The sequence below is a fragment of the Stenotrophomonas sp. SY1 genome (assembly GCF_021202945.1).
GTDB lineage: Bacteria > Pseudomonadota > Gammaproteobacteria > Xanthomonadales > Xanthomonadaceae > Stenotrophomonas.
Window position 1 is genome coordinate 2,055,643 of sequence record NZ_JAJOYR010000001.1, and the last position, 22,604, is coordinate 2,078,246.

Annotated in this window: 19 protein-coding genes; 14 read left to right on the top strand and 5 right to left on the bottom strand. The window is 65.0% G+C overall.

Annotated elements, in window-relative coordinates:
* Window positions 1-107: 107 nt before the first annotated feature.
* On the bottom strand, window positions 108-1,604 hold the full coding sequence (locus LR961_RS08675) for an aminotransferase class III-fold pyridoxal phosphate-dependent enzyme (protein ID WP_232148268.1): 1,497 nt from the start codon (window positions 1,602-1,604) through the stop codon (window positions 108-110).
* A gap of 118 nt (window positions 1,605-1,722) precedes the next feature.
* On the opposite strand from LR961_RS08675, the gene LR961_RS08680 reads away from it, so the two are divergent.
* The 11 genes from LR961_RS08680 to fabV all read left to right on the top strand — a co-directional run bounded on the left by LR961_RS08680 (window position 1,723) and on the right by fabV (window position 16,365).
* On the top strand, window positions 1,723-2,154 hold the full coding sequence (locus tag LR961_RS08680; protein ID WP_232148271.1) for an Lrp/AsnC family transcriptional regulator: 432 nt from the start codon (window positions 1,723-1,725) through the stop codon (window positions 2,152-2,154).
* Between the two features lie 156 nt (window positions 2,155-2,310).
* Window positions 2,311-3,345, top strand: a complete 1,035-nt coding sequence (gene queA, locus LR961_RS08685) for a tRNA preQ1(34) S-adenosylmethionine ribosyltransferase-isomerase QueA (protein WP_232148273.1) — start codon at window positions 2,311-2,313, stop codon at window positions 3,343-3,345.
* 103 nt (window positions 3,346-3,448) lie between these two features.
* Window positions 3,449-4,531: a Fe(3+) ABC transporter substrate-binding protein gene (locus LR961_RS08690; protein ID WP_232148275.1), complete on the top strand. Its 1,083-nt coding sequence runs from the start codon at window positions 3,449-3,451 to the stop codon at window positions 4,529-4,531.
* A gap of 79 nt (window positions 4,532-4,610) precedes the next feature.
* Window positions 4,611-6,263 (top strand): iron ABC transporter permease, encoded by a 1,653-nt coding sequence (locus tag LR961_RS08695; RefSeq protein ID WP_232148277.1) that lies wholly within the window; start codon window positions 4,611-4,613, stop codon window positions 6,261-6,263.
* Window positions 6,253-7,254, top strand: a complete 1,002-nt coding sequence (locus LR961_RS08700) for an ABC transporter ATP-binding protein (RefSeq protein ID WP_232148279.1) — start codon at window positions 6,253-6,255, stop codon at window positions 7,252-7,254. The genes LR961_RS08695 and LR961_RS08700 overlap by 11 nt, the downstream gene beginning before the upstream one ends.
* A 75-nt stretch (window positions 7,255-7,329) precedes the next feature.
* Window positions 7,330-8,460 (top strand): tRNA guanosine(34) transglycosylase Tgt, encoded by a 1,131-nt coding sequence (gene tgt / locus LR961_RS08705; RefSeq protein WP_232148281.1) that lies wholly within the window; start codon window positions 7,330-7,332, stop codon window positions 8,458-8,460.
* A 240-nt stretch (window positions 8,461-8,700) separates the two neighbouring features.
* Entirely contained in the window at window positions 8,701-9,027 is a 327-nt protein-coding gene (yajC, locus tag LR961_RS08710; protein ID WP_232148283.1) for a preprotein translocase subunit YajC, read from the top strand.
* A gap of 60 nt (window positions 9,028-9,087) precedes the next feature.
* Window positions 9,088-10,935, top strand: a complete 1,848-nt coding sequence (gene secD, locus LR961_RS08715) for a protein translocase subunit SecD (protein ID WP_232148285.1) — start codon at window positions 9,088-9,090, stop codon at window positions 10,933-10,935.
* Between the two features lie 18 nt (window positions 10,936-10,953).
* Complete coding sequence (secF, locus tag LR961_RS08720) at window positions 10,954-11,922, top strand: protein translocase subunit SecF (protein WP_232148287.1); 969 nt, start codon at window positions 10,954-10,956, stop codon at window positions 11,920-11,922.
* Window positions 11,923-12,099: 177 nt separating this feature from the next.
* The gene (locus tag LR961_RS08725) at window positions 12,100-14,919 is read left to right on the top strand and encodes an autotransporter domain-containing protein (RefSeq protein WP_232148289.1); all 2,820 of its coding nucleotides are present in this window, start codon (window positions 12,100-12,102) and stop codon (window positions 14,917-14,919) included.
* A gap of 186 nt (window positions 14,920-15,105) precedes the next feature.
* On the top strand, window positions 15,106-16,365 hold the full coding sequence (fabV, locus tag LR961_RS08730) for an enoyl-ACP reductase FabV (protein WP_232148291.1): 1,260 nt from the start codon (window positions 15,106-15,108) through the stop codon (window positions 16,363-16,365).
* A gap of 256 nt (window positions 16,366-16,621) precedes the next feature.
* Here the strand turns inward: fabV and LR961_RS08735 are convergent, their stop codons facing one another.
* The 3 genes from LR961_RS08735 to LR961_RS08745 all read right to left on the bottom strand — a co-directional run bounded on the left by LR961_RS08735 (window position 16,622) and on the right by LR961_RS08745 (window position 20,556).
* Window positions 16,622-18,694, bottom strand: a complete 2,073-nt coding sequence (locus tag LR961_RS08735) for an EAL domain-containing protein (RefSeq protein ID WP_232148292.1) — start codon at window positions 18,692-18,694, stop codon at window positions 16,622-16,624.
* Window positions 18,695-18,809: 115 nt separating this feature from the next.
* Window positions 18,810-19,994, bottom strand: coding sequence for an NAD(P)/FAD-dependent oxidoreductase (locus tag LR961_RS08740; protein WP_232148309.1), 1,185 nt, complete (start codon window positions 19,992-19,994; stop codon window positions 18,810-18,812).
* 13 nt (window positions 19,995-20,007) lie between these two features.
* On the bottom strand, window positions 20,008-20,556 hold the full coding sequence (locus LR961_RS08745; RefSeq protein WP_232148311.1) for a YaeQ family protein: 549 nt from the start codon (window positions 20,554-20,556) through the stop codon (window positions 20,008-20,010).
* A 63-nt stretch (window positions 20,557-20,619) separates the two neighbouring features.
* Between LR961_RS08745 and LR961_RS08750 the strand changes: the two genes are divergently transcribed.
* Complete coding sequence (locus LR961_RS08750; RefSeq protein WP_232148313.1) at window positions 20,620-21,495, top strand: pseudouridine synthase; 876 nt, start codon at window positions 20,620-20,622, stop codon at window positions 21,493-21,495.
* Window positions 21,496-21,561: 66 nt separating this feature from the next.
* On the opposite strand, the gene LR961_RS08755 is transcribed toward LR961_RS08750, so the two are convergent.
* Entirely contained in the window at window positions 21,562-22,038 is a 477-nt protein-coding gene (locus LR961_RS08755) for a YaiI/YqxD family protein (RefSeq protein ID WP_232148315.1), read from the bottom strand.
* Between LR961_RS08755 and LR961_RS08760 the strand changes: the two genes are divergently transcribed.
* Together LR961_RS08760 and LR961_RS08765 are read left to right on the top strand one after the other, a co-directional pair.
* A complete protein-coding gene (locus LR961_RS08760) occupies window positions 21,968-22,363 on the top strand; it encodes a hypothetical protein (RefSeq protein ID WP_232149337.1) in 396 nt (131 codons plus the stop codon). The genes LR961_RS08755 and LR961_RS08760 overlap by 71 nt on opposite strands.
* Window positions 22,356-22,565: a cold-shock protein gene (locus LR961_RS08765; RefSeq protein WP_057631873.1), complete on the top strand. Its 210-nt coding sequence runs from the start codon at window positions 22,356-22,358 to the stop codon at window positions 22,563-22,565. The genes LR961_RS08760 and LR961_RS08765 overlap by 8 nt, the downstream gene beginning before the upstream one ends.
* Window positions 22,566-22,604: the final 39 nt, after the last annotated feature.

The following is a 22,604-nucleotide window of genomic DNA, read 5'->3' on the forward strand; positions in this document are numbered from 1 at the left end:
CCCTCAGTAGGAGAGGGGGCGGGGAAAGGGCGCCCCATCGCTGGATAGTCCAAACAGAAAAGGCGGCCAGTCGGCCGCCTTTTCATTTCAATCAAACCAACGGCAACTTACGCCGCGTTGGCCTGCTCGCGACGCGGGCCTTCAGCCAGCGCACGGCCAACCATGTTGACCAGCAGGTCCAGCTCTTCCTCGTCCATGCTGAAGTGCGGGGTGAAGCGCAGCGAGTTCTCGCCGCCGTGGATCACATTGACGCCGTGCATGCGCAGCCATTCCTCGGTCGAGCCAGCGCCGTAGCACTTGAACTGCGGGGCCAGCTCGCAGGAGAACAGCAGGCCGGTGCCTTGCACCTTGGTGATCAGGCCGCCAAGTTTTGCCTTGAGCGCTTCCAGCTTCTGCACCGCCTGCTCACCGCGCACGCGGATGTTCTGGCGTACTTCCGGCGACAAGCGGGCGAGGGTGGCGCAGGCCACGTCCAACGCACGCGGATTGGTGGTCATGGTGTTGCCGTACACGCCCTTGCGGTACAGGCCCGCGGCATGCTCGGTGACGGCCAGTACCGACAGCGGGAACTGCGCGCCGTTCAGGGCCTTGGAATAGGTTTCCATGTCCGGCGGGTCCAGCGTTTCGTAGCCGGGGTAGTCGACGAACGACAGGCTGCCATGCGCGCGCAGCGCGGCCTGGATGGAGTCGATCAGCAACAGGCTGCCGTGATCGCGGGTCAGCTCGCGCGCCACCTTGTAGAAGCTGGCCGGCACCGCACGGCCCGGGTCGCCTTCGCCCATCACCGGCTCCAGGAACACGGCCTCGATGAACCAGTTGTTGGCCTGCGCATCGGCGAAGACCTTGCGCAGCGCGGCTTCGTCATAAGGCGGAACCGTGATGACGCTGTTCTCGCCACGGTAGCTGGCCAGATGCTGGTCATAGGACTTGCGGCTGGAGTCCGAGTACAGCGCAGGGCGGTCGGTGCGGCCATGGAAACTGCCCTTGATGACCACGCGCTTGATGGTGGCGCCGGCATGGCGAGCGCCCGGATCGGTCTGCAACTTGGCGTTGATGTCGGCGATGCGCGCGGCAAGACCCACCGCTTCGGAGCCGGAGTTCAAACACATGAAGTGCGAGAACGGACAGCCGCCACGGCTGTGGCCGATCTCGGCACGCATGGCCTGGGTGAAACGGCGCTGGGCCAGGTTCGGCGTCATGATGTTGGCCATCACCTGCGGTTTCGCAGCGGCCTCCATCACATCGGCCGGGGTGTGGCCGAAGCCGAGCATGCCGTAGCCGCCGGCGTCGTACAGCACAGCGCCCTTGAGCGAGACCACCCACGGGCCGCGTGCGGCCAGCGCGATGTACGGCACCACGGCGTCGTCGGCGTAGAAGTTGATGAAACCGGCCTGCATGGCGTGGATCTGGTCCTTTTCGTCCAGGTCCAGCAGGTCGGCATCGATGTCCTTGATGCGGGCGTATTCCGTGGCGGCCGCTTCGATGGCAAGCACCAGGTCGGGATGGGCGGCGGCCAGGCGCTCGATGCTGGCATCGTCCAGACCCTGGGTAAGTCGGGTGCCGGCATGCGCGCGAAGCGGGGCGAGGGGGCCGAGTACGGTCATGCTCATCTCCAGAAGTTTCTTGTATATACCCATTATCTGGAGATTCTGGACATATGGCAGATATGATTTGTACGAAAGTTGATGTAATTTCGGCGAATCGACGAAACCGGTAAGCAAAGTGAAGATTTCACCCGCAGATGAACGCCTGCTTTCCGTGCTGCGCGAGGATGCCCGCGCGTCCACCGCGCAGATCGCCCGGCGGCTGGGCCTGTCCCGAACCACCGTGCAGAGCCGCATCGATCGCCTTGAGCAGCAGGGCGTGATCGCCGGCTACACCGTGCGCACCCACGAGGATTACGAACACGGGCAGGTGCGTGCGCACGTGCTGATCACCGTGCTGCCGAAGAAGATGCCGGCTGTGGTCAAAGCCCTGCGTGACATTCCCGAGGTGCGTTCCCTGCACTCGGTCAGCGGCAACCACGACCTGATCGCGATGGTGGTGGTTGGCGGGGTTAGCGAGATGGATGTGGTCACCGACGCCATCGGCGCGCTGGACGGCGTGGAGCGCACGACCAGCGCGATCATCCTGTCCACCAAGTTCGAGCGTTGACCGGTAGTGCCCAGCCACGCTCGGCAGGTATTGCCGGTGCGGCTCCCAGCTTGGCTAGGCTGCGTTCTGTCGGGGCGTGGGCACGGTAATCGACGCATATCAGCCCAAAACCGCATCGGAGCTACACTATCCAGCTCCCCGCACGATGCCCCGGCCTTGAAGAAGTCCGATTTCCACTACGACCTGCCCGAGGCGCTGATCGCCCAGGCTCCCTTGGCCGAGCGTTCGGCCAGCCGCCTGCTGCTGGTGCCGCCGGCACCTGCGGCGTTCGACGACCGCCATGTCCGCGATCTGCCGGAGCTGCTGCAGCCCGGCGATCTGATGATCTTCAACGACACGCGGGTGATCCCGGCGCGTCTGTTCGGGCACAAGGCCAGCGGTGGTCGTGTCGAGATCCTGATCGAGCGCCTGCTCGGTGGGCAGCAGGCCCGCGCGCAGATCGGTGCAAGCAAATCGCCCAAGCCGGGCAGTCGCATCCAGCTCGATGCAGGCGGCGAGGCCGAGGTGCTGGGCCGCGACGGCGAGTTCTACGTGCTGCGTTTCGATATTCCCGAATCGCTGGAATCCTGGCTGGTGCACGAAGGCCGCCTGCCGCTGCCCCCGTATATCCATCGCGAGCCGGGTGCGGATGATCGCGAGCGCTACCAGACCGTGTTTGCCAAGGAGGTAGGCGCGGTGGCTGCACCCACTGCCGGCCTGCATTTTGATGAGGCATTGCTGGCGCAACTGCGCGAGCGCGGTGTCCAGTTCGGCCATGTCACCCTGCATGTTGGTGCCGGTACCTTCCAGCCGGTGCGGGTGGATGATCTGAGCCAGCACGTGATGCACCGTGAGTGGCTCAATGTTGGCGCCGAACTGGTTGAGCAGGTGCGGCGCACCCGTGCCGCCGGTGGTCGCGTGATCGGTGTGGGCACCACGGTCGTGCGGGCGCTGGAGAGTGCGATGCGTGACGGTGAGTTGCATCCCTACGCAGGCGAAACCCAGATCTTCATTACGCCTGGATACCGGATCCGCAGCGTCGATGCCATGGTCACCAACTTCCATCTGCCCGAGAGCACGTTGTTGATGATGATCAGTGCCTTCGCCGGCAAGGAGCGGGTGTTCGAGGCGTATGCGCACGCCATCGCGCAGCAGTACCGCTTCTTCAGTTACGGCGACGCGATGCTGCTGTTTCCCGCCAACCGGGAGTGATGCGACACGTGGTCGCAGTGCGCGGAAGTTGCAGATGAGATAAGTTCTCATCTCCGTTGCCAGCCATTCCGGCTGGCCCCGACGACCACTTCCGGAGAAATCCATGCGTCATCCGAAGCGCGCCGCCGGCCATCTGGCTGCCCTGTGTTCCATCCTCCTGCTGGGCGCCTGCGCCAAGACCAATGACAGCACGGCTCCGGCCGTCGCCGCGCCGGCTGCCGCCGCGTCCGGTGAGGTCAACCTTTACACCACCCGCGAGCCGGGCTTGATCCAGCCGTTGCTTGATGCGTTCAGCAAGGACACCGGCATCAAGGTCAACACGGTGCTGCTCAAGGACGGCCTTACCGAACGACTGGCGGCAGAAGGCGAGCGTTCGCCGGCCGACGTGCTGATGACCGTGGACACCGGTCGCCTGCTCGACGTGGTCGAAGCCGGGCATACCCAGGCAGTGGAATCGACGGTGCTCGACGCCGCCATTCCCGCGCACCTGCGTTCGCCGCAGGGCCAGTGGTTTGCGTTGTCGTTGCGCGACCGGGTGCTGTACGCCGACAAGGACCTGAAGCTGGACGGCTTCACCTACCAGGACCTGGCCGACCCGAAATGGAAGGGCCGCGTTTGTATCCGTTCCGGCCAGCACCCGTACAACACCAGCCTGTTCGCGGCGATGATCGCCCATGACGGTGCCGAGAAGACCGAAGCCTGGCTGCGCGGCGTCAAGGCCAACCTGGCGCGCAAGGCCGCCGGCGGCGATCGCGACGTGGCGCGCGACATCCTCGCCGGGATCTGCGACATCGGCATTGCCAATGCGTATTACGTCGGCCGCATGAAGAATGCCGAAGCCGGGTCCGAACAGCGCGCTTGGGGTGATGCCATCCAGGTCGTGCGCCCGGTGTTCGCTGGCGTTGCTGACACCGGCACCCACGTCAACATTTCCGGTGCAGCCGTCGCGCGCCATGCGCCCAATCGCGACAACGCGGTCAAGCTGTTGGAATACCTGGTCAGTGACAGCTCGCAGAGCCTGTATGCGCGTGCCAACTACGAGTATCCGGTGAAGCCGGGTGTCGAACTCGATCCGGTGGTCGCCAGCTTCGGGCCGATGAAGGTTGATCCGTTGCCGCTGGCCGAGGTGGTGGCCAACCGCAAGCTCGCCAGCGAGCTGGTGGACAAGGTCGGCTTCGACAACTGAGCGTGATGATGCTTCATCGATCGGCCGGTGACCTGCGTGCAGGTGCCGGCCTTGCATGCGTGCGCGGAGTGACTGCCGCATGATCCGGCGCTGGAATCCGTGGCTGGTCGTGGCCGTGCTGGTGGCGCTGGTGATGCTGGCGCCGCTGCTGGCGCTGGCGTGGTCGGCGCTGCAGGGCAGTGCCGGCCTGTGGTCGCATTTGTGGACCAATGTGCTGCCCACCGCGTTGTTCAACACGACGCTGTTGCTGCTGGGTGTCGGTGCGTTGGTGATGGTACTGGGCACCGGCAGCGCGTGGCTGGTCACCGCGTATGCGTTTCCGGGTCGCGGCGTGCTGGGTTGGGCGTTGCTGCTGCCGTTGGCAGTGCCCACCTACATCGCTGCGTTCGCCTATCTCGACGTATTGCACCCGCTCGGGCCGGTACAGGGCTTGATCCGCGAACTGCTGGGTTACAGCAGCCCGCGCGAGTTCCGCCTTCCCGATATCCGGCATCTGGCCGGTTGCATCGTGCTGCTCGGGTTCGTGTTGTATCCGTATGTCTACTTGACCACGCGTGCGCTGTTCATGACCCAGGCGGCGGGCCTGCTGGAAGCCGCGCGCAGTCTGGGTGCCACGCCGTTGCAGGTGTTCTGGCGCGTGGCGCTGCCGTTGGCGCGTCCGGCGATTGCGGTAGGCGTGGCGCTGGCGCTGCTGGAAACCCTCAATGACATCGGCGCTTCCGAGTTCCTCGGCGTGCAGACCCTCACGGTGTCCATCTACACAACGTGGGTGAGCCGTGGCGACCTGGCCGGTGCGGCGCAGATCGCCCTGGCGATGCTGGTACTGGTGGCGCTGTTGATGGCATTGGAAAAGCACGGACGGCGCAGGCAGCGCTACGCGAGCGTGTTGCGTCCGCGACCTATGCAGCCGCGACAACTGCGCGGTGGAAAGGCCGTGTTGGCGTTCGCAGCCGGCATGCTGCCGGTGCTGTTCGGCTTCCTGGTGCCGGCCGCCTATCTGCTGTGGGAGGCATTGGCGCGATGGCAGGAGGCAGGCTTATCGCCGCAGTTGCTGACCGCGTTGTGGAACACGCTGCGGGTGGCTTTGCTTGCCACGGTCGTGGCGATGGTGCTTGGGTTGACCGTTGCCTGGGCATTGCGGCTGGCGCAGGCGAGGCGCCGCAGCGTGCTCGCTTCGGCCGGCAGTCGCATCGCCATGCTGGGCTATGCGGTTCCCGGCACCGTGCTCGCCATCGGTCTGCTGGTGCCGGCAGGAGCGCTTGATGCGTTGCTCAGCGACGTACTGGTCGCGGCCGGTGGTAGCGCGCGGATGCTGCTGATGGGATCGGTGGCGATGCTGGTGCTGGCCTATACGCTGCGTTTCCTGGCGGTATCGGTGGGGGGCGTCGAAGCCGGTCTGGCGCGCATCCCGGTATCGCTGGATCAGGCTGCCGCCAGCCTCGGCGAACGCTCCGGCGGGATGCTGCGCCGCGTGCACCTGCCGTTGCTGCGCCCGGCGCTGGCTGCGGCTGCGCTGCTGGTGTTCGTGGACACCATGAAGGAGCTCTCGGCGACCTTGGTACTACGGCCGATGAATTTTGAAACCCTGGCGACCTGGCTGTATGCCGAGGCGGCGCGGGGAACCTATGAGGAGGGCGCGATGGCGGCCTTGTTGATCGTGTTGGCCGGCCTGTTGCCGGTCATCCTGCTGGCCCGGGCCGGTGTGGCACATGGAGATTCGCATGGGCGCTGACATGCAACTACGACTGGAGGGTCTGCGGATCGGCTATCCCGGCGCGGACGGCTTCAAGCAGGTGGTCGATGGCCTGTCGCTGGAACTGGCACGCGGCCAGATCGGCTGCCTGCTCGGTGCCTCCGGTTGTGGCAAGACCACGGTGCTGCGGAGCATCGCCGGTTTCGAACCGTTGCAGCAGGGGCGGATAGTGCTGGGCGGGCGCGAGCTGGCCGGGCCGGCATCGGCGTTGCCGGCGGAAAAGCGCCGGGTCGGCATGATGTTCCAGGACTACGCGCTGTTCCCGCATCTGGACGTGGCGGCCAATGTCGGTTTCGGGCTGCGCACGATGGCGGCCGGCAAGCGCCGGGAGCGGGTGGGCTCGTTGTTGCGACAGGTTGGGCTGGAAGCGATGCACGGGCGTTTTCCGCACGAACTGTCCGGCGGTCAGCAGCAGCGCGTCGCGCTGGCCCGGGCATTGGCTCCGGCACCGGAACTGCTGCTGCTCGACGAGCCGTTTTCCAACCTGGACGTCGATACCCGGCAGCGGCTGGCAGGCGAGCTGCGCCTGCTGCTGAAAGCTTCGGGCACGACGGTGCTGATGGTCACCCACGACCAGGCCGAAGCCTTTGCGATGGCCGATCGCATCGGCGTCATGCATGAGGGGCGGCTGCTGCAATGGGATTCGGCAGTTGGGCTGTACCAGGCGCCGCTGGACCCGTTCGTGGCGGGCTTCATAGGTCGCGGCAGCGTGCTGCCGGGTGAGCTGCTGGGCGCGGGTAACGGACACGTGTTGGTGCGGCCGCAGGACTTGAGCCTGGACCCGGCGGGGCCGCTGCGTGGCGTTCTGGAATCGGTCGCCTTCCGCGGCCCGGGCAGCAGCGGCTGGCTACGATTGCCGGGCGGGCAGCGGTTGGAGCTGGATTTCCCGGTGGGGCAAGCACCGCTACAGCCCGGCGCGGAGATCGGGTTGCGCTGGCACAACCCGGCCCCGGTGCGGTTCCCGGGCTGAACCACTCGGCGGCCCGGTTCGCCGCCCGGCCTCATATCCGCGACAATGGGCGCACCTGAGGTTTCGTTGCTCCCAATGTCCCGATTGCAGTTCAAGCTCCAGACCACCGATGGTCGCGCCCGTCGCGGCCAATTGTCCTTCCCGCGTGGCACCGTGCAGACCCCGGCATTCATGCCGGTGGGTACTTATGGCTCGGTCAAGGGCATCCTGCCCGAGCAGGTGCGTGCGCTGGGGGCCGAGATCATCCTCGGCAACACCTTCCATCTGTATCTGCGTCCGGGCCTGGATGTGATCGCCGATCACGGTGGCCTGCATGGCTTCTGCCGCTGGGACGGGCCGATCCTGACCGACTCCGGCGGTTTCCAGGTGTTCTCGCTGGCGCACCGCCGCAAGATCACCGAGGAAGGTGTCACCTTCGCTTCGCCGACCGACGGCGCCCGGGTATTCCTGGGGCCGGAAGAGAGCATGAAGATCCAGAAGGTGCTGGATTCGGACGTGGTGATGATCTTCGACGAATGCACCCCGTACCCGGCCACCGAGGCGGTGGCGCAGAAGTCGATGGAGCTGAGCCTGCGCTGGGCCCAGCGCAGCCGCAACGCGCATGACGCGATGGGCAACGACGCGGCGCTGTTCGGCATTGTCCAGGGCGGCGTGCATACCGACCTGCGCAGTCGCTCGGCCGAGGGCCTGCAGAAGATCGGCTTCGACGGCTACGCCATCGGCGGCCTGGCGGTGGGCGAGCCCGAGCACGAGCGCAACGCCATGCTCGACCACATGCACCCGATACTGCCGGCCGACCGCCCGCGCTATCTGATGGGCGTGGGCCGCCCGGAGGATCTGGTCGAAGGCGTGGCCCGTGGCGTGGACATGTTCGATTGCGTCATGCCCACCCGAAATGCCCGCAACGGCCACTATTTCACCTCCTTCGGCACGGTCCGCATCCGCAACGCCAGGTACGAGCGGGACATGGACCCGATCGAGCCCGGCTGCGGCTGCCACGCCTGCACCAGCGGTTACACGCGCTCGTACCTGCGTCACCTGGACCGCTGCAACGAGATGCTGGCCCCGATGCTGGGCACGATGCACAACCTGTTCTATTACGAAAAACTGATGGCCGACATGCGCCAGGCCATCGAGGCGGGAACCTTCATGGCCTTCCGTGAGTCTTTCTACGCAGCCCGGGGCGCCAGTACCCCGGCGTTGTAACGCCCAAAGTCCCTCTCCCCTTGCGGGGGAGGGCTTGGGGGAGAAGGGAGGGGCGAAGCCCGATGGCATTCTCCCGAGCCCTCATCCGGCCTCCGGGCACCTTCTGCTGTAGGGGAAGGAAAGTGCGGAAGCCTTGCAATCGGACCCGGGCGCCCCTATGGCATACTTCACGGCTGACCCCGTTTCGCGGTGACCTCCGGCCAACGCCGGACGGGGCCGCCCAACACCAAGGACATGATGATGAATCTGATGGCTATCTTCCTCCCCGTCGCGCAGGCTGCCCCGGCTCCGGGCCTGGGTACCTTCCTGCTGCCGATCGCGCTGATCGCGGTGATGTACTTCCTGATGATCCGCCCGCAGATGAAGCGCCAGAAGGAACACAAGGCCATGCTGGAGAAGATCAGCAAGGGTGATGAAGTGCTGACTTCCGGCGGCATCGCCGGCGTGGTCACCGACATCGGCGACAACTTCGTCACCGTGGAAGTGGCCGACAACGTGCGCATCCGCGTGCAGAAGGGCTCCATCGGCAACGTCCTGCCCAAGGGCACGCTGAAGTCCGCAGCCTGAGGCTGAGTTCCCCTTCCGTCATGTCGCGACGCCGGGACCGGCGTCGCGCAGGAACCTGCAATGCTTGAATTTCCACGCTGGAAGTATTTCCTGATCCTGCTCGTTCTGGCGGTCAGCACGTTGTACGCGCTGCCCAACATCTACCAGAAGGATCCGTCCGTACAGATCACCGCCAGCCGCGGCGGTCAGGTCGATGACGCGCTCAAGCAGCGTGTCACTGCGGCATTGACCGAAGCTGGTGTCACGCCCAAGTCGGTGGAAGAGGAGGGCGAGAACAACCTGATCGTCCGCCTGTCCTCACTGGAGCAGCAGTCCAAGGCCAGCGAAGTGCTGCGCGAGACGACCGGTGAGAACTACACCGTCGCGCTGAACCTGGCTTCGACCGTGCCGGACTGGCTGGCCAACCTCGGCGGCAAGCCGATGGTGCTGGGCCTGGACCTGGTCGGCGGCGTGCACTTCGCCCTGCAGGTGGACCAGAAAGCCGCCGTGGACAAGCGCTTCGAGGCATATGCCGAAGATGTGCGCACCACGCTGCGCGACAACCGCGTGTCCTATCGTGCGGTCGAGCGCCGTGGCGAGAGCGACATCCAGGTGACGCTGGCCAATGCGACCGATGCCGACAAGGCTCGCGCCGCGCTGGCCAAGTCGCAGCCGACCTTCACCTATTCGGTGAGCGGCGAGCGCATCACTGTCAGCGTGCCGCAGACCGAGGTGGCGCAGATCGCCTCCGGCGCCATCGAGCAGAACCTGACCACGCTGCGCAACCGCGTCAACGAGCTGGGCGTGGCCGAACCGATCATCCAGCGCCAGGGCGAAGACCGCATCGTGGTCGAACTGCCGGGCGTGCAGGACACCGCCGAAGCCAAGCGCATGATCGGCGCGACCGCGACGCTGGAGTACCGCGCCGTCGTCGACGGCAACGCGCAGGATGCCCTGACTACCGGCCGCATCCCGCCGGAAGCCAAGCTGTACCAGCAGCGTGACAACCGTGGTCCGATTCTGCTGAACAAGCGCACCATCGTCACCGGTGACCAGATGGTCAAGGCCAATGCCTCCACCGACCAGAACGGTCTGCCGGCAGTGAGCGTGACGCTCAACGCGGTGGGCGGCCAGCGCATGTTCGACTTCACCAGCGCCAATGTAGGCAAGCCGATGGCGGTGGTGTACACCGAGCGGATTCCGCAGGTGACCATGGTCAACGGCAAGGAAGAGCGCAGCTTCAGGGTCAAGGAAGAAGTGATCTCCGTTGCCAACGTCAACGGCGTGTTCGGCAAGGAGTTTCAGACCACCGGCCTGGAGAAGACCGAGGCCGACGGCCTGGCCAAGCTGCTGCGCGCCGGTTCGCTGGCCGCACCGATGGACTTCGTCGAGGAATACGTGATCGGCCCGAGCCTGGGCAAGGAAAACGTGGACCGCGGCGTCAAGGCGGTGGTGTTCTCGTTCGTGTTCACCCTGGTGTTCTTCACCATCTACTACCGCATGTTCGGTGCGATCACCTCGGTGGCGCTGCTGTTCAACCTGCTGATCGTGGTGGCGGTGATGTCGCTGTTCGGCGCAACGATGACCCTGCCGGGCTTTGCCGGTCTGGCGTTGTCGGTAGGCCTGTCGGTGGACGCCAACGTGCTGATCAACGAGCGTATCCGTGAAGAGCTGCGCCTGGGCATGCCCGGCAAGGCCGCCATCGCGGCCGGTTACGAGAAGGCGTCCGGCACCATCCTCGACGCCAACCTCACCGGCCTGATCGTCGGCGTAGCGCTGTATGCGTTCGGTACCGGTCCGCTGAAGGGCTTCGCGTTGACCATGATCATCGGTATTTTCGCTTCGATGTTCACGGCGATCACCGTGTCGCGTGCGCTGGCGGTGCTGATCTACGGCCGTCGCAAGAAGCTCCAGTCCGTTGCGATCTGATTGGAAGAGAACGAATAAATGAAACTGTTTCCACTTCATATCGTCCCGAACGACACCAACATCGACTTCATGCGTCACCGCAAGCCCGTGCTTGCGCTGATGGTGGTGTTGCTGCTGGTCTCGGTGGCCATCATCGGTTTCAAGGGCTTCAACTACGCGCTGGAGTTCACTGGCGGCACCGTGGTCCGCACCCACTTCGAGAAGAGCATTGATGCCGATGTGGTGCGTGAGCGCCTGACCACGGCCGGCTTCGAGAACGCCCAGGTGCAGAGCGTGGGCGGTGGCAATGACCTGATGATCCGCCTGCCGCCGGACGGTGAGCACAACAACGCCGCCGATGCCGCCCAGCAGGTGGCCGAGAAGGTGCGCGCCGCAGTGACGGCGGCCGACAACGTCGCCACCGCGCAGCCGGGTGAGTTCGTTGGCCCGCAGGTCGGCAAGGACCTGGTGATGAACGGCATCTACGCGACGCTGTTCATGGTGATCGGCTTCCTGGTCTACATCGCTGCGCGCTTCGAGTGGAAGTTCGCGATGGTGGCCAGCATCACCGCGTTCTTCGACCTGATCCTGACGGTTGCCTACATGTCGCTGGTCGGCCGCGAGTTCGACCTGACCGTGCTGGCCGGCATGTTGTCGGTGATGGGTTTCGCCATCAACGACATCATCGTGGTGTTCGATCGCGTGCGAGAGAACTTCCGCAGCCTGCGTGTTGAGCCGCTGGAAGTGCTGAACCGCTCGATCAACCAGACGCTGTCGCGTACGGTGATCACCGCGGTGCTGTTCTTCCTGTCGGCACTTGCCCTGTACCTGTACGGCGGCGAGTCGATGGAAGGCCTGGCCGAGACCCACATGGTGGGTGCGGTGATCGTGGTGGTGTCCTCGATCATCGTGGCGGTGCCGCTGTTGAGCATTGGTCCGTTCAAGGTCAGCAAGCAGGATCTGCTGCCCAAGGCTCGTGATGAGGAAGAGCTGGCACGTCGTCCCTGACGTTCCACTTTCGCGATGCACATGGAAAAGCCGCGCTCTGCGCGGCTTTTCTTTTTTCCTTCACAACGTCCGCAGTGGGCGATCCGTATTCTGCTGCGCAGCCGCACCGGTGCGCGTTTCGGCATTACAAGCGAAGCGTAACTCGTGTTTCTGCCAATCTGGAACGAGGGTCACGGTATGCCTCTGCATCGACCGCATCGGCTGGGGTCGGCCATCTACCGACTACTTCGCATCAGTGGCGCCCTGGGTGGCGTGACATTGTTGGCACCACAAGCGGGACATGCACAGGCAGTTGATGACACGTTGGATGTGGTGGGCGTTGTGCTTGGGCCGGTTGATCAGGGAGCGGGCAATGACGCGGTGTTCGTGCGCGCTTCCGGACGGATCACAGGCGGCCTGGCCCAGGGGCCTGGCAATGATCGGGTCGAGACGTTCGGCGGGGCGATCGATGGACCGCTGACGCAAGGCGACGGAGACGATGTGCTGGTGATGGGCGGCGGGCTGCTGCGTGCGGTCGACCAGGGCAATGGTGCGGATCGCATGACGGTCAGCGCCGGTGTGACCAGTGGGCCGGTGCAGCAGGGAGCCGGTATCGACGACTTGGTCATGACCGGCGGCCAGATCGCCGCGCTGCTGCAGGGCGACAGCCTGGATACGTTTCGCATGAGTGGCGGCCGCATCGTTGGTGCGTTCGAGGACGGCGACTACGCGGAAATGACCGGCGGCCGCATTGGCCGGGTCAACATGAAGCTGGACGACAACACCTTCGACATGTCCGACGGCACCATCGACAGCAATCTGGTGACCGGGTTCGGTAGAGACACCATCCGTCTTTCCGGCGGCTACATCGGTGGCAGCATCAGCGTCAGTGGTGGTGATGATCGCATTACCGTCACTGGCGGCACCGTGCGTGGCGAGGTGCGAGTCAGCCTGGGCAATGATGTGCTCGACTGGAATGGCGGCGGGGTCATCCACGGCACCATTGATCTGGGCGAGGGCGATGACCGTGCATCACTTACCCGGTTGAACCAGTCACACCTGGGCGCCTTGCCGTTGTTCGACGGCGGCACCGGGGCGGACGTGCTGACGATGTCCGGCATTACCACCGGTGGCCTGTCGCGGTTCCAGCAATGGGAGCGGGTGGATATCGGCAATGTCACCGAACTCAATTTCGACACCGATCTGGTGCTGGGTGACAGCGGTACCGGAACCGGCGTGCTGAACGTGGATGACAGCAGCACCCTGTATGCCGGTGGCGGCTGGAACACGGGCGTGCGTGCCTTTGCCGGTGGGCAGCTGGTAGGGGTGAACAATGCCGGTCGCATCGACCTGACCAACGGCAACACTGGCGGTACGGCCGACACTTTCACCATCGCCGGTAATTACGTAGGCGACAACGCTGTGGTGTATCTGCAGACCGTGCTGGGTGACGATCGATCGGCCTCTGATCGACTGATCATCTCCGGTGGACAGGCCAGCGGCAGTACCGGCCTGAGCGTCATCAACTTCGGCGGCAGCGGTGCGGCGACCTTGGTGGACGGCATCCTGGTGGTGCAGTCGATCAACGGCGCGAGTACGACGCCCGCCGCTTTTGCGTTGTTCAATCCGCTGTCGGCCGGCGCGTTCGAGTACTTTCTGTTCAAGGGCGGCGTGAGCAGCGGCACGGAAGAGAACTGGTATCTGCGCTCGACGCTGGTCAATGGCACGACCGCAGGCAGCATGGCCACTGCCGCCGATCCGCCGGCACCACCGCCTGAGCAGCCAACACCGCCGGCGGCACCACCGGAGGAGTTGCCGCCACCGCCGCCGCCACCCCCGCCGCAACTGCCGGGCGACCCGGACGTACCGGATCCAGATCCGACGGCTCCGAGTGAACCGCCGCCACCGGCGCCACCGGAGCCGCCATCTGCGCCGGACCCGGTCGCGCCCGCCCCGGAGCCGCCCGTGCCGACCGCATCGGCGCCGTTGCCCATGGCCGGCAGTCTGCCGCCAACCGATGGTGCCCGTGCGGCGACCGATGCGGTGGTCCCGCTTTATCGCATCGAGTCACCGGCTTATGCGGTGGTCACGCCGGTGTTGCAGCAACTGTCATTGGCCAGCCTGGGCACCTTCCACGAGCGGCAGGGCGAACAGGCGCTGCTGGATCGCGATGGCAGCCTGCGCGCTGCCTGGTTGCGCGTGATCGGCCAGGACACCCGCCAGGACTGGCGCGGCACGGTGGCGCCGACCTTTGATGGCAGCATCAGCGGCGTGCAGGCCGGCATCGATCTGATCGCCTGGGAAAATGCGGCGGCCACATCCCGCAATCACGTCGGCCTGTTCGTGGGGCGCTCGCGTGCCGATGGCGACGTGCGCGGCTTCGCGCTGGGTTGGTACAACCTCAGCGTTGGCCAGACCAGGGTGGATGAGGATCATCTGGGGCTGTACTGGACGCGGATCGGCGAGCAGGGCGGTTATCTCGATCTGGTGCTGATGGGCAGTGACTACGAAGGCGATACGCATTCCAGTCGCGGCCTTGGCCTGGACTTGAATGGCCGAGGTGTGACCGCGTCACTGGAAGTGGGGCGGCCATTCCACTGGCGCGAAGGCAGTCGCTGGAAGCTGGAGCCGCAGGCGCAACTTATCTGGCAGCGCGCCGACCTGGATACTCAGCACGATGGCGTCGCAGTAGTGGCCTTCGATATCGGCGACACCGTGATCGGTCGCGTCGGATTGCGGCATTCGGCCGATTTCACCATCGCCTCGGGGCTGTGGCAGCCCTACCTGAAACTCAATCTCTGGCACGGCTCCGGTGGTCGCGATGTGGTGCGCGTGGATGCCGACGAGCTGGTGACCTGGAAGGGCTACAGCGCCGTGGAGTTGGGTGCTGGCGTGGTGGCCCGGTTCAATGACCGCTTCAGCATGCACGCCACCGCCGATTACACGGTGGATACCGGTGATGCCGGCAGCGACCGCAGGACGCTGGATGGCAACCTTGGCCTGCGCTTGAGTTGGTGAGGCCGAAGCAGGGCCGGTGAGCCCTGCGCCGACAGTGCCGCAGCTGGCTACCGGCGATCGCCGCCATGCGGTGGCGTCGGTTGTGTTCGTTGCGGGCGCGCACTACGATCCCCCGGTTCAGTGCTGGCGGGCGTGTCTGTAGCCGTGTGGTGGCGCTGTTTTCCTGCTTACCTAGTTGAGGTTTCCATGGTCATCAAACCGCGTGTGCGCGGCTTCATCTGCGTCACCACCCACCCGACCGGCTGCGATGCGGCGGTCAAGGAACAGATCGACTACATCAAGTCCCAGCCCAAGCTCGCCAACGGCCCGAAGAAGGTGCTGGTGATCGGCGCATCGACCGGCTACGGCCTGGCCGCGCGCATCAAGGCTGCCTTCGGCAGCGACGCCGCCACGCTGGGCGTGTTCTTCGAACGCGCCGGCAGCGAAAGCAAGCCGGGCACCGCGGGCTGGTACAACTCGGCGGCGTTCGAGAAGTACGCGCACCAGGCCGGGCTGTACGCACGCAGCGTTAACGGCGATGCATTCTCCGACGAGGTGAAGCAGAAAGTCATCGAGCTGATCAAGGCTGATCTGGGCCAGGTCGACCAGGTGGTTTACAGCCTGGCTGCGCCGCGTCGCAAGCATCCCAAGACCGGCGAGATCATCAGTTCCACGCTCAAGCCGATCGGCGCGCCGATCACCCTGCGCGGCCTGGATACGGACAAGGAAGTGCTGACCGAAACCACGCTGCAGCCGGCCACCGCCGAAGAAATAGCCGGCACCGTGCAGGTGATGGGTGGCGAGGACTGGCAGATGTGGATCGACGCGCTGCTCCAAGCCGGTGTGCTGGCCCCGGGCGCGACCACCACCGCGTTCACCTACGTGGGTGAGGAAATCACCCAGGCCATCTACTGGAACGGCTCCATCGGTGCGGCCAAGAAGGACCTGGACAACAAGGTCCTGGATATCCGCAGCAAGCTGCAGGGTATTGGTGGCGACGCCCGCGTGTCGGTACTCAAGGCGGTGGTGACCCAGGCCAGTTCGGCCATCCCGACCATGCCGCTGTACCTGTCGCTGCTGTTCAAGGTGATGAAGGAGCAGGGCACGCACGAAGGCTGCATCGAGCAGCTCGATACGCTGTACGACATCCTCTACAACGGCCCGCAGGGCGGCGCGAACGCGGCCGACCACATCCGCCAGCAGTTGCTGGACGGCAAGGGTCGCGAGATCGCACTGGTGGACGGCGAAGGCCGCCTGCGTGCGGACTACAAGGAAATGGCGCCGGAAGTGCAGGGCAAGGTGCTGGAGCTGTGGCCGCAGGTCACCAACGAGAACCTGTACGAGATCAGCGACCTGGCCGGCTACAAGGCCGACTTCCTGCGTCTGTTCGGTTTCGGCATCGACGGCGTGGATTACGACGCCGACGTGAATCCTGACGTGGCGATTCCGGGGATCGTGGAAGTCTGATCTCCGTTTTATTGTGGTTGTGGATATGGAAAGGCCGCGCAGTGCGCGGCCTTTCTGTTTGCGTGGGTGTTTGGGGCGCTTGTTGGAGCGGCGGCCCTCACCCCAACCCCGCTCACCTAGGCGGGTGAGGGGCCTGGTGGACTACGAGCCCCTTGCTTTGCGTGAGCCGCGAGCCGCCGCTTTGCGAGCACCTCTCCCGTTTACGGGAGAGGGTTTGGGTAAGGACAGGCTTCAAGCACGCGCTGCCCAATCCCGATCAGTTGAATTCAAAATCCATCGCCGCCGCAGGCGCGCCGACAAAATCACCTTCCACGTAGTCCACGCCAGCGCCGAACAGCAGGCTCATCGTGCCGGCATCGGCCACGAACTCGGCGATGGTCAGGATGCTCGCTTCCTGCGCCTTGGCGGTGATCTCGCGGGTCTTCTCCAACTGCTCCTTGGCCTGGACCGGGTCGGCGGTGAAGCCGCTGTCCAGTTTCAGGAAGGCCGGTTTGAAATGGGCCAGCAACTGGAACGAATCCAGCCCGGAGCCAAACTGCTCAAGGCCGACCTTGCAGCCCATCGTCGCCACGCCACTGAGGAACTGCTGCGCATTGCGCAGGTGGGTGAACACCTTGGCTTCCGGGGTCTGCAGCCACAGCTGGCTTCCGCTGACGCCTTCGGCTGCCAATCCGTTGCGGATCACGTTCAGCAGTTCCGGATCGGAGAACGACTCCGGCGTAATGCGTACCATCAGGTGTGTCGTGTGGCCGGCGCGGCGGCGTTCGCCCAGCGCGCGGATGGCATTGGCCACCACCCAGCGATTGAGTGGTGCCAGCAGATTGTGATCCTGCGCGATGGGCAGGAAGGTGTTCGGGCCGACAAGCTCGTCGTTGTTTTCCATCAACAACGAAGTGTCGTACAGCTGCATCGGCTCGCCCATCAGGTTCAGTACCGGACGGAAGCGCAGCTGGAAGCCGTCACCGCTGATGGCCTCGCCGATGCGCTGCACCCAGCGCTGGATGCGCTCTTCCTCGACCCGGTCGGCGGCGCCGGGGTCGAACACCTTGACCGTGTTGCCACCCAGTTCCACGGCGGCACGGGTGCAGTCGTTGGTACGGCTCAGTACCTGGCCGACGCTGGCGATCTTCTCGCCCACCTGAACGCCACCAATGCTGACCGTGACCGTGGCCGAGCGCTCACCGATGCTGAACACATGCGAGGCGAATGCCGCCCGCACCCGCTCGGCAAGCTGTGCCGTGTAGGTGTAGTCGCCGGGGCCGAGCAGGGCGAAGCTGTGTTCGCCGAAGCGGGCCAACTGCGCATCGCTGCCAACGGTGGCGGCCAGGTGCTGGCCCATGGCGGCGATCAACGCGTCGGCCGAATCCAGGCCGATGTCCGGCAGCAGCCGCGCGTAATGATCCGGCTCGATCAACAGGAAGCCGTACTGGCCTTCGCTGCGGCTGACCTGGGCCACCGCGTTTTCCAGCTGCACCATGAAGGTCGGGCGGTTGAGCAGGCCGGTGACCTGGTCGCGCTGGCGCAGTTCTTCCACTTCGCGTGCCAGCTCCGGGTCGAATTCCTCGCGACGGCGGAACACCACCTGCGAGCAGGATTCGCCCTCGTAAGTGGCAGCGGTGAACTCCATCGTGGCCGGGAACGTGTCGCCGTCCTGGTTGCGTGCATGCACTTCGTACTGCGGGGGTGGTGCTTCGCCCTTGCTCAGCGACTTGAGCAGGTTCTTGAAGTCCTCCACGTACTGCGGGGCCACCATGTCCAGCAGCGAGATGCCTTCCACGTCCTCGAACGATTCATACCCGAACATGTCCAGGTAGGCGTCGTTGGCGCGGATGTGCATGCCTTCGTGGATGTAGGCGATGGGCTCGCGGGAAGATGCAATGAGTGCATCGCAGCGACGCTCGGTCTCGCGCATCTGGGCTTCAATGCGGCGCAGGCCGCGGCGGGCCTGCAGGTCGGTCCATTCGTTGCGGACCACCGCCAGCAGATGGTCCGGCTGTTGGCGCAGGGCAATGGCGCGGATGCCGTTGGCCGCCGATTCCAGCAGCAGACGCGCTTCCACCTGGTCGGCCAGCAGGATCATCGGGATGTCCTTGCCGCTGGCGGCAATCTGCTGGGTCAACAGCAGCTGCGGTATCGCATGGGAGTTGGCGGTCAGCACCAGGTCGATGGGTTGGCTGGCCAGGGCCTGGATCAACTCGTCGGCGTTCTGTGGCCGCGACGGTCGTACCGCGATGCCACTGTTGCGCAGCGTGCTGACGATGACTTCGGCGTTTTCGGCGCTGTCGTCAACGATCAGCAGGCGCAATGTGATGTCTTTGGCGTTCTGCATTCAGGACTCCCGGGGGACGGGGTTTAATACACGATGGGCGGCGTTGGCGTCTATGTGCGTGCCGTTGTATGTGACGGAATTCCGACGCAGTGCCGCATGCGCATGCCGGTCGTTGTCAGGCCACCTGGCCGGCGGCATGCCCGGATGCCCACGCCCACTGGAAGTTGTAGCCACCGAGCCAGCCGGTCACGTCCAGCACCTCGCCGATGAAGTGCAGGCCGGGCACCAGCTGCGATTCCATCGTCGAGGACGACACCTTGCGCGTCTCCACGCCGCCGAGGGTGACTTCGGCGGTGCGGTAGCCTTCGGTGCCGCTGGCCACCAGCGGGAAGTCGGAGAGCAGGTTGGCGGCGGCGAGCAGGTCGCGCTCGTCCAGCTGACGGACGGGCTTGTCCTTGAGCCATTGCTCGCACAGGCGCACCGCCAGACGGCGCGGCATCACCTCCGACAGTACCGTGCGCAGCTCCGAGGCCCCACGATCACGCTTCATCTCACGCAGCCAGTGCTCGGCATCGTGGTCGGGCAGCAGGTCCAGGCGCAGGTCGTCGCCTGGCTGCCAATATGAGGAAATCTGCAGGATCGCCGGGCCGCTGATGCCGCGATGGGTCAGCAGCATGAAGTTGCGGAAGCTCTGGCCATTGCAGCGCGCTTCCACCGGCAGGGCGACGCCGCTGAGCTCGGCAAAGCGTTCCTGGTGCTTGCCACTGAGCGTGAGCGGCACCAGCCCCGCGCGGGTGGGCAGCACCTCGTGGCCGAAGCGGCGCGCCACTTCGTAACCGAAGCCGCTGGCGCCCATGCTGGGGATTGAGAGGCCACCGGTGGCAATCACCAGCGACGCGCAATGGAACAGGCCCTGTGCGGTCCGCACGCGGAAGCCATCGGCACCGCGTTCGATATCCTGCACGCCGCAGTCGGTGCGGATCTGCACACCGGCGGCCGCACATTCGTCCAGCAGCATGCGGACGATCTGCTTGGAGGAGATGTCGCAGAACAGCTGGCCCAGCTCCTTCTCGTGATAGGCGATGCCGTGGCGTTCGACCATCTCGATGAAGTCGCCGGGCGTGTAGCGCGCCAACGCCGATTTGCAGAAGTGCGGATTGGCCGAGATGAAGTTGGCCGCCGTGGTGCCGGTGTTGGTGAAGTTGCAGCGTCCACCACCGGACATCAGGATCTTCTTGCCAACCTTGTTGGCATGGTCGATCACCTGCACGATGCGGCCGCGCTGGCCGGCGGTAAGCGCGCACATCAGTCCGGCGGCGCCGGCACCGATCACCAGAACGTCGCAGCGGATCGTCGTCATTGCCACTGCCTGCTTACTGCGCCGGGCGCTTGCGCCAGGCCGGGATCACATCCAGCTGCATCTGGTCGTTGATCAACTGCACCTCGCCGTCCTGGATCAGCACGCTCCAGCGCATCGCCCGCTGCACCTGGGTGCCCCACAGCTCGACGAAGCTGGACGGCAGGTCGAGCACGGACAGGTTGTCGTGACGCAGCAGGTGCTTGCCCTGCTTCTGCCACCAGATGTCGGAGGCATTGCCGCCGTAGTTCACCACCTGAACGTGGGTGCTGCGGTTGCAGGCCTTGCGGATGCGGGATTCGTCCGGGTGGCCCAGGTCGATCCACTGTTCGATGGCGCCGGTGTAATCGTGCAGCCACAGGTCCGGCTCGTCCTCGGTGCTCAGGCCACGGCCGAATTCCAGCCGGTCCTGCGCATTGAGTGCGAAGGCCAGCAGTCGCACCATCAGGCGCTCGTCGGTTTCGGAGGGGTGCTGGGCCAGGGTCAGGTTGTGGGTCGCGTAGTAGCCGCGGTCCATGTCGCTGATCTGTAGCTCGGCCTTGCGGATGGTGGCGGTGAGGGCCATGGGGTTACCGGGTACAAAGACCGGCCATGATAATGCTTTGCCTCCTGCCGAACCGCCCTGACCGTGCCCGATACCGATCTCCCCAGCCGCCTGCAACTGCCTCCCGGCGCCTGGCCCAACCTGGTTGAAGGGCTTTGTGCGCGCTTTCCGGGTGTATCCAGGGCGCAATGGCTGGACCGTTTCGCGCGTGGCCGGGTGCAGGCAGCCGACGGAACCGCATTGACGGCGCAGCAGCCATGGCTGGCCGGGCAGGAAATCGTGTACTTCCGTGAAGTGGAAGCTGAGCCGGTGATCCCGTTCAGCGAACAGGTGCTGCACCACGATGAGCACTTGCTGGTAGCCGACAAGCCGCACTTTCTGCCGGTCACCCCGGCCGGGCGTTATGTCCGCCAGACCTTGCTGGCGCGGCTGATCGCCAGCACCGGCAATCGCGAACTGGTGCCGCTGCATCGCATCGACCGGGGTACCGCTGGGCTGGTGCTGTTTTCCTGCAATCCGCAGAGCAGGGCGGCATACCAGCGACTGTTCGCACAGCGCTTGATCCGCAAACACTACCAAGCCCTGGCGCCGGCCTTGCCTGAGCTGGTGTTTCCGCTGGAGCGGAACAGTCGCATTGAACGTGGCGAGCCGTTCCATCGCATGGCGGAACACGACGGCCTGGCCAACTGCTGCAGCCGGATCGAGGTGATCGAACGAGGCGGGGCGATCTGGCGTTATGCGCTGGAGCCGGTGACCGGGCGCAAGCACCAGCTGCGGGTGCATATGGCCGCCCTGGGCGCGCCGATCATCGGTGACGACTGCTACCCGCAATTGCTTCCACGCGCGCCCGATGATTACCGTGCGCCGCTGCAACTGCTGGCCAAGCGCCTGGCGTTCGTCGATCCGCTCGATGGCCGGCAACGCGAGTTCATCAGCGAGCGAACACTCTCGTACCCGTAGTGCCGAGCCATGCTCGGCAAGCCTTTGTCCGGTAAGTCCGCAGCGCAGCGTGGCTGCGCTCTACCGTTATCGCGGGCGCTGCGCCAGCCAACGGTCCAGTTGCGCGGCGAAGGCCTGGCGGTCGCGCTGATGCAAGGTGGCCGGGCCGCCGGTCTGCACCCCAGCGCCGCGCAGCTCTTCCATGAAATTGCGCACCGACAAGCGCTCGGCGATGGTGTTGGCGGTGTACAGCTCGCCACGTGGGTTCAGCGCCAAGGCCTGCTTTTCCAGTACGCGGGCCGCCAGCGGGATGTCTTGGGTCACCACCAGCTCGCCAGCGTTGACCCGTTCGGCGATGGCGTCGTCAGCGGCGTCGGGGCCGCCGGCAACCTGCATCGAACGGATGAAGCGCGAGGGCGGGGTGCGCAGCCATTGGTTGGCGACCAGCACGGTTTCGATGCCGGCCCGTTCGGCGGCCCGGAACAGGATCTCCTTGATCACGACGGGGCAAGCATCGGCGTCCACCCATATGCGCAATGGAGCGGGGGAAAGAGGGGTTTCCATCTGCGCAGTCTATCGGTTGCGGTGGTTCCGGGGATGGGTGGGGGTGCTGGGAAAAATAGGCAAGCCAATGAATTCAATGGATTTATTGCTGCGGCTTAATCCAATTGATTTTCTGAATACGGTATTTATCGCTTTTTGTCTTAAAGCCGCGTATCGTTGCCGGTACTGTGCTTGCAAGGGTCACCGTGAATCGTGGCCTGATGCAGTTGATCTTAACGATCCGCTCATCGATCCGCTTTACCAACGCCTGCAACTCAGTCTCGGCCCCGATATCCGGCGGCTGCGATTATTTCAACTTATGTTTCAGGAGTTAGTACATGTCTGATCGTCAGACCGGCACCGTCAAGTGGTTCAACGACGCCAAGGGCTTCGGCTTCATCACCCCGGAAAGCGGCCCGGACCTGTTCGTGCATTTCCGCGCGATCCAGGGCAACGGCTTCAAGACCCTGCAGGAAGGCCAGAAGGTTACCTTCGTCGCCGTCCAGGGTCAGAAGGGTATGCAGGCTGACCAGGTGCAGGCGGTCTAATCGACCTCCCGCAACCGTAAGGTAGCCAAAAACGCCGGA

Excerpts from the sequence above, each read along its gene's own strand:
- LR961_RS08675 (WP_232148268.1), bottom strand. The coding sequence starts at position 1,604 with ATGACCGTACTCGGCCCCCTCGCCCCGCTTCGCGCGCATGCCGGCACC.
- LR961_RS08740 (WP_232148309.1), bottom strand. The coding sequence starts at position 19,994 with ATGACGACGATCCGCTGCGACGTTCTGGTGATCGGTGCCGGCGCCGCC.
- LR961_RS08745 (WP_232148311.1), bottom strand. The coding sequence starts at position 20,556 with ATGGCCCTCACCGCCACCATCCGCAAGGCCGAGCTACAGATCAGCGAC.
- LR961_RS08695 (WP_232148277.1), top strand. The coding sequence starts at position 4,611 with ATGATCCGGCGCTGGAATCCGTGGCTGGTCGTGGCCGTGCTGGTGGCG.
- LR961_RS08690 (WP_232148275.1), top strand. The coding sequence starts at position 3,449 with ATGCGTCATCCGAAGCGCGCCGCCGGCCATCTGGCTGCCCTGTGTTCC.
- secD (WP_232148285.1), top strand. The coding sequence starts at position 9,088 with ATGCTTGAATTTCCACGCTGGAAGTATTTCCTGATCCTGCTCGTTCTG.
- secF (WP_232148287.1), top strand. The coding sequence starts at position 10,954 with ATGAAACTGTTTCCACTTCATATCGTCCCGAACGACACCAACATCGAC.
- yajC (WP_232148283.1), top strand. The coding sequence starts at position 8,701 with ATGAATCTGATGGCTATCTTCCTCCCCGTCGCGCAGGCTGCCCCGGCT.
- fabV (WP_232148291.1), top strand. The coding sequence starts at position 15,106 with ATGGTCATCAAACCGCGTGTGCGCGGCTTCATCTGCGTCACCACCCAC.
- LR961_RS08755 (WP_232148315.1), bottom strand. The coding sequence starts at position 22,038 with ATGGAAACCCCTCTTTCCCCCGCTCCATTGCGCATATGGGTGGACGCC.
- LR961_RS08700 (WP_232148279.1), top strand. The coding sequence starts at position 6,253 with ATGGGCGCTGACATGCAACTACGACTGGAGGGTCTGCGGATCGGCTAT.
- tgt (WP_232148281.1), top strand. The coding sequence starts at position 7,330 with ATGTCCCGATTGCAGTTCAAGCTCCAGACCACCGATGGTCGCGCCCGT.
- LR961_RS08735 (WP_232148292.1), bottom strand. The coding sequence starts at position 18,694 with ATGCAGAACGCCAAAGACATCACATTGCGCCTGCTGATCGTTGACGAC.
- LR961_RS08765 (WP_057631873.1), top strand. The coding sequence starts at position 22,356 with ATGTCTGATCGTCAGACCGGCACCGTCAAGTGGTTCAACGACGCCAAG.
- LR961_RS08725 (WP_232148289.1), top strand. The coding sequence starts at position 12,100 with ATGCCTCTGCATCGACCGCATCGGCTGGGGTCGGCCATCTACCGACTA.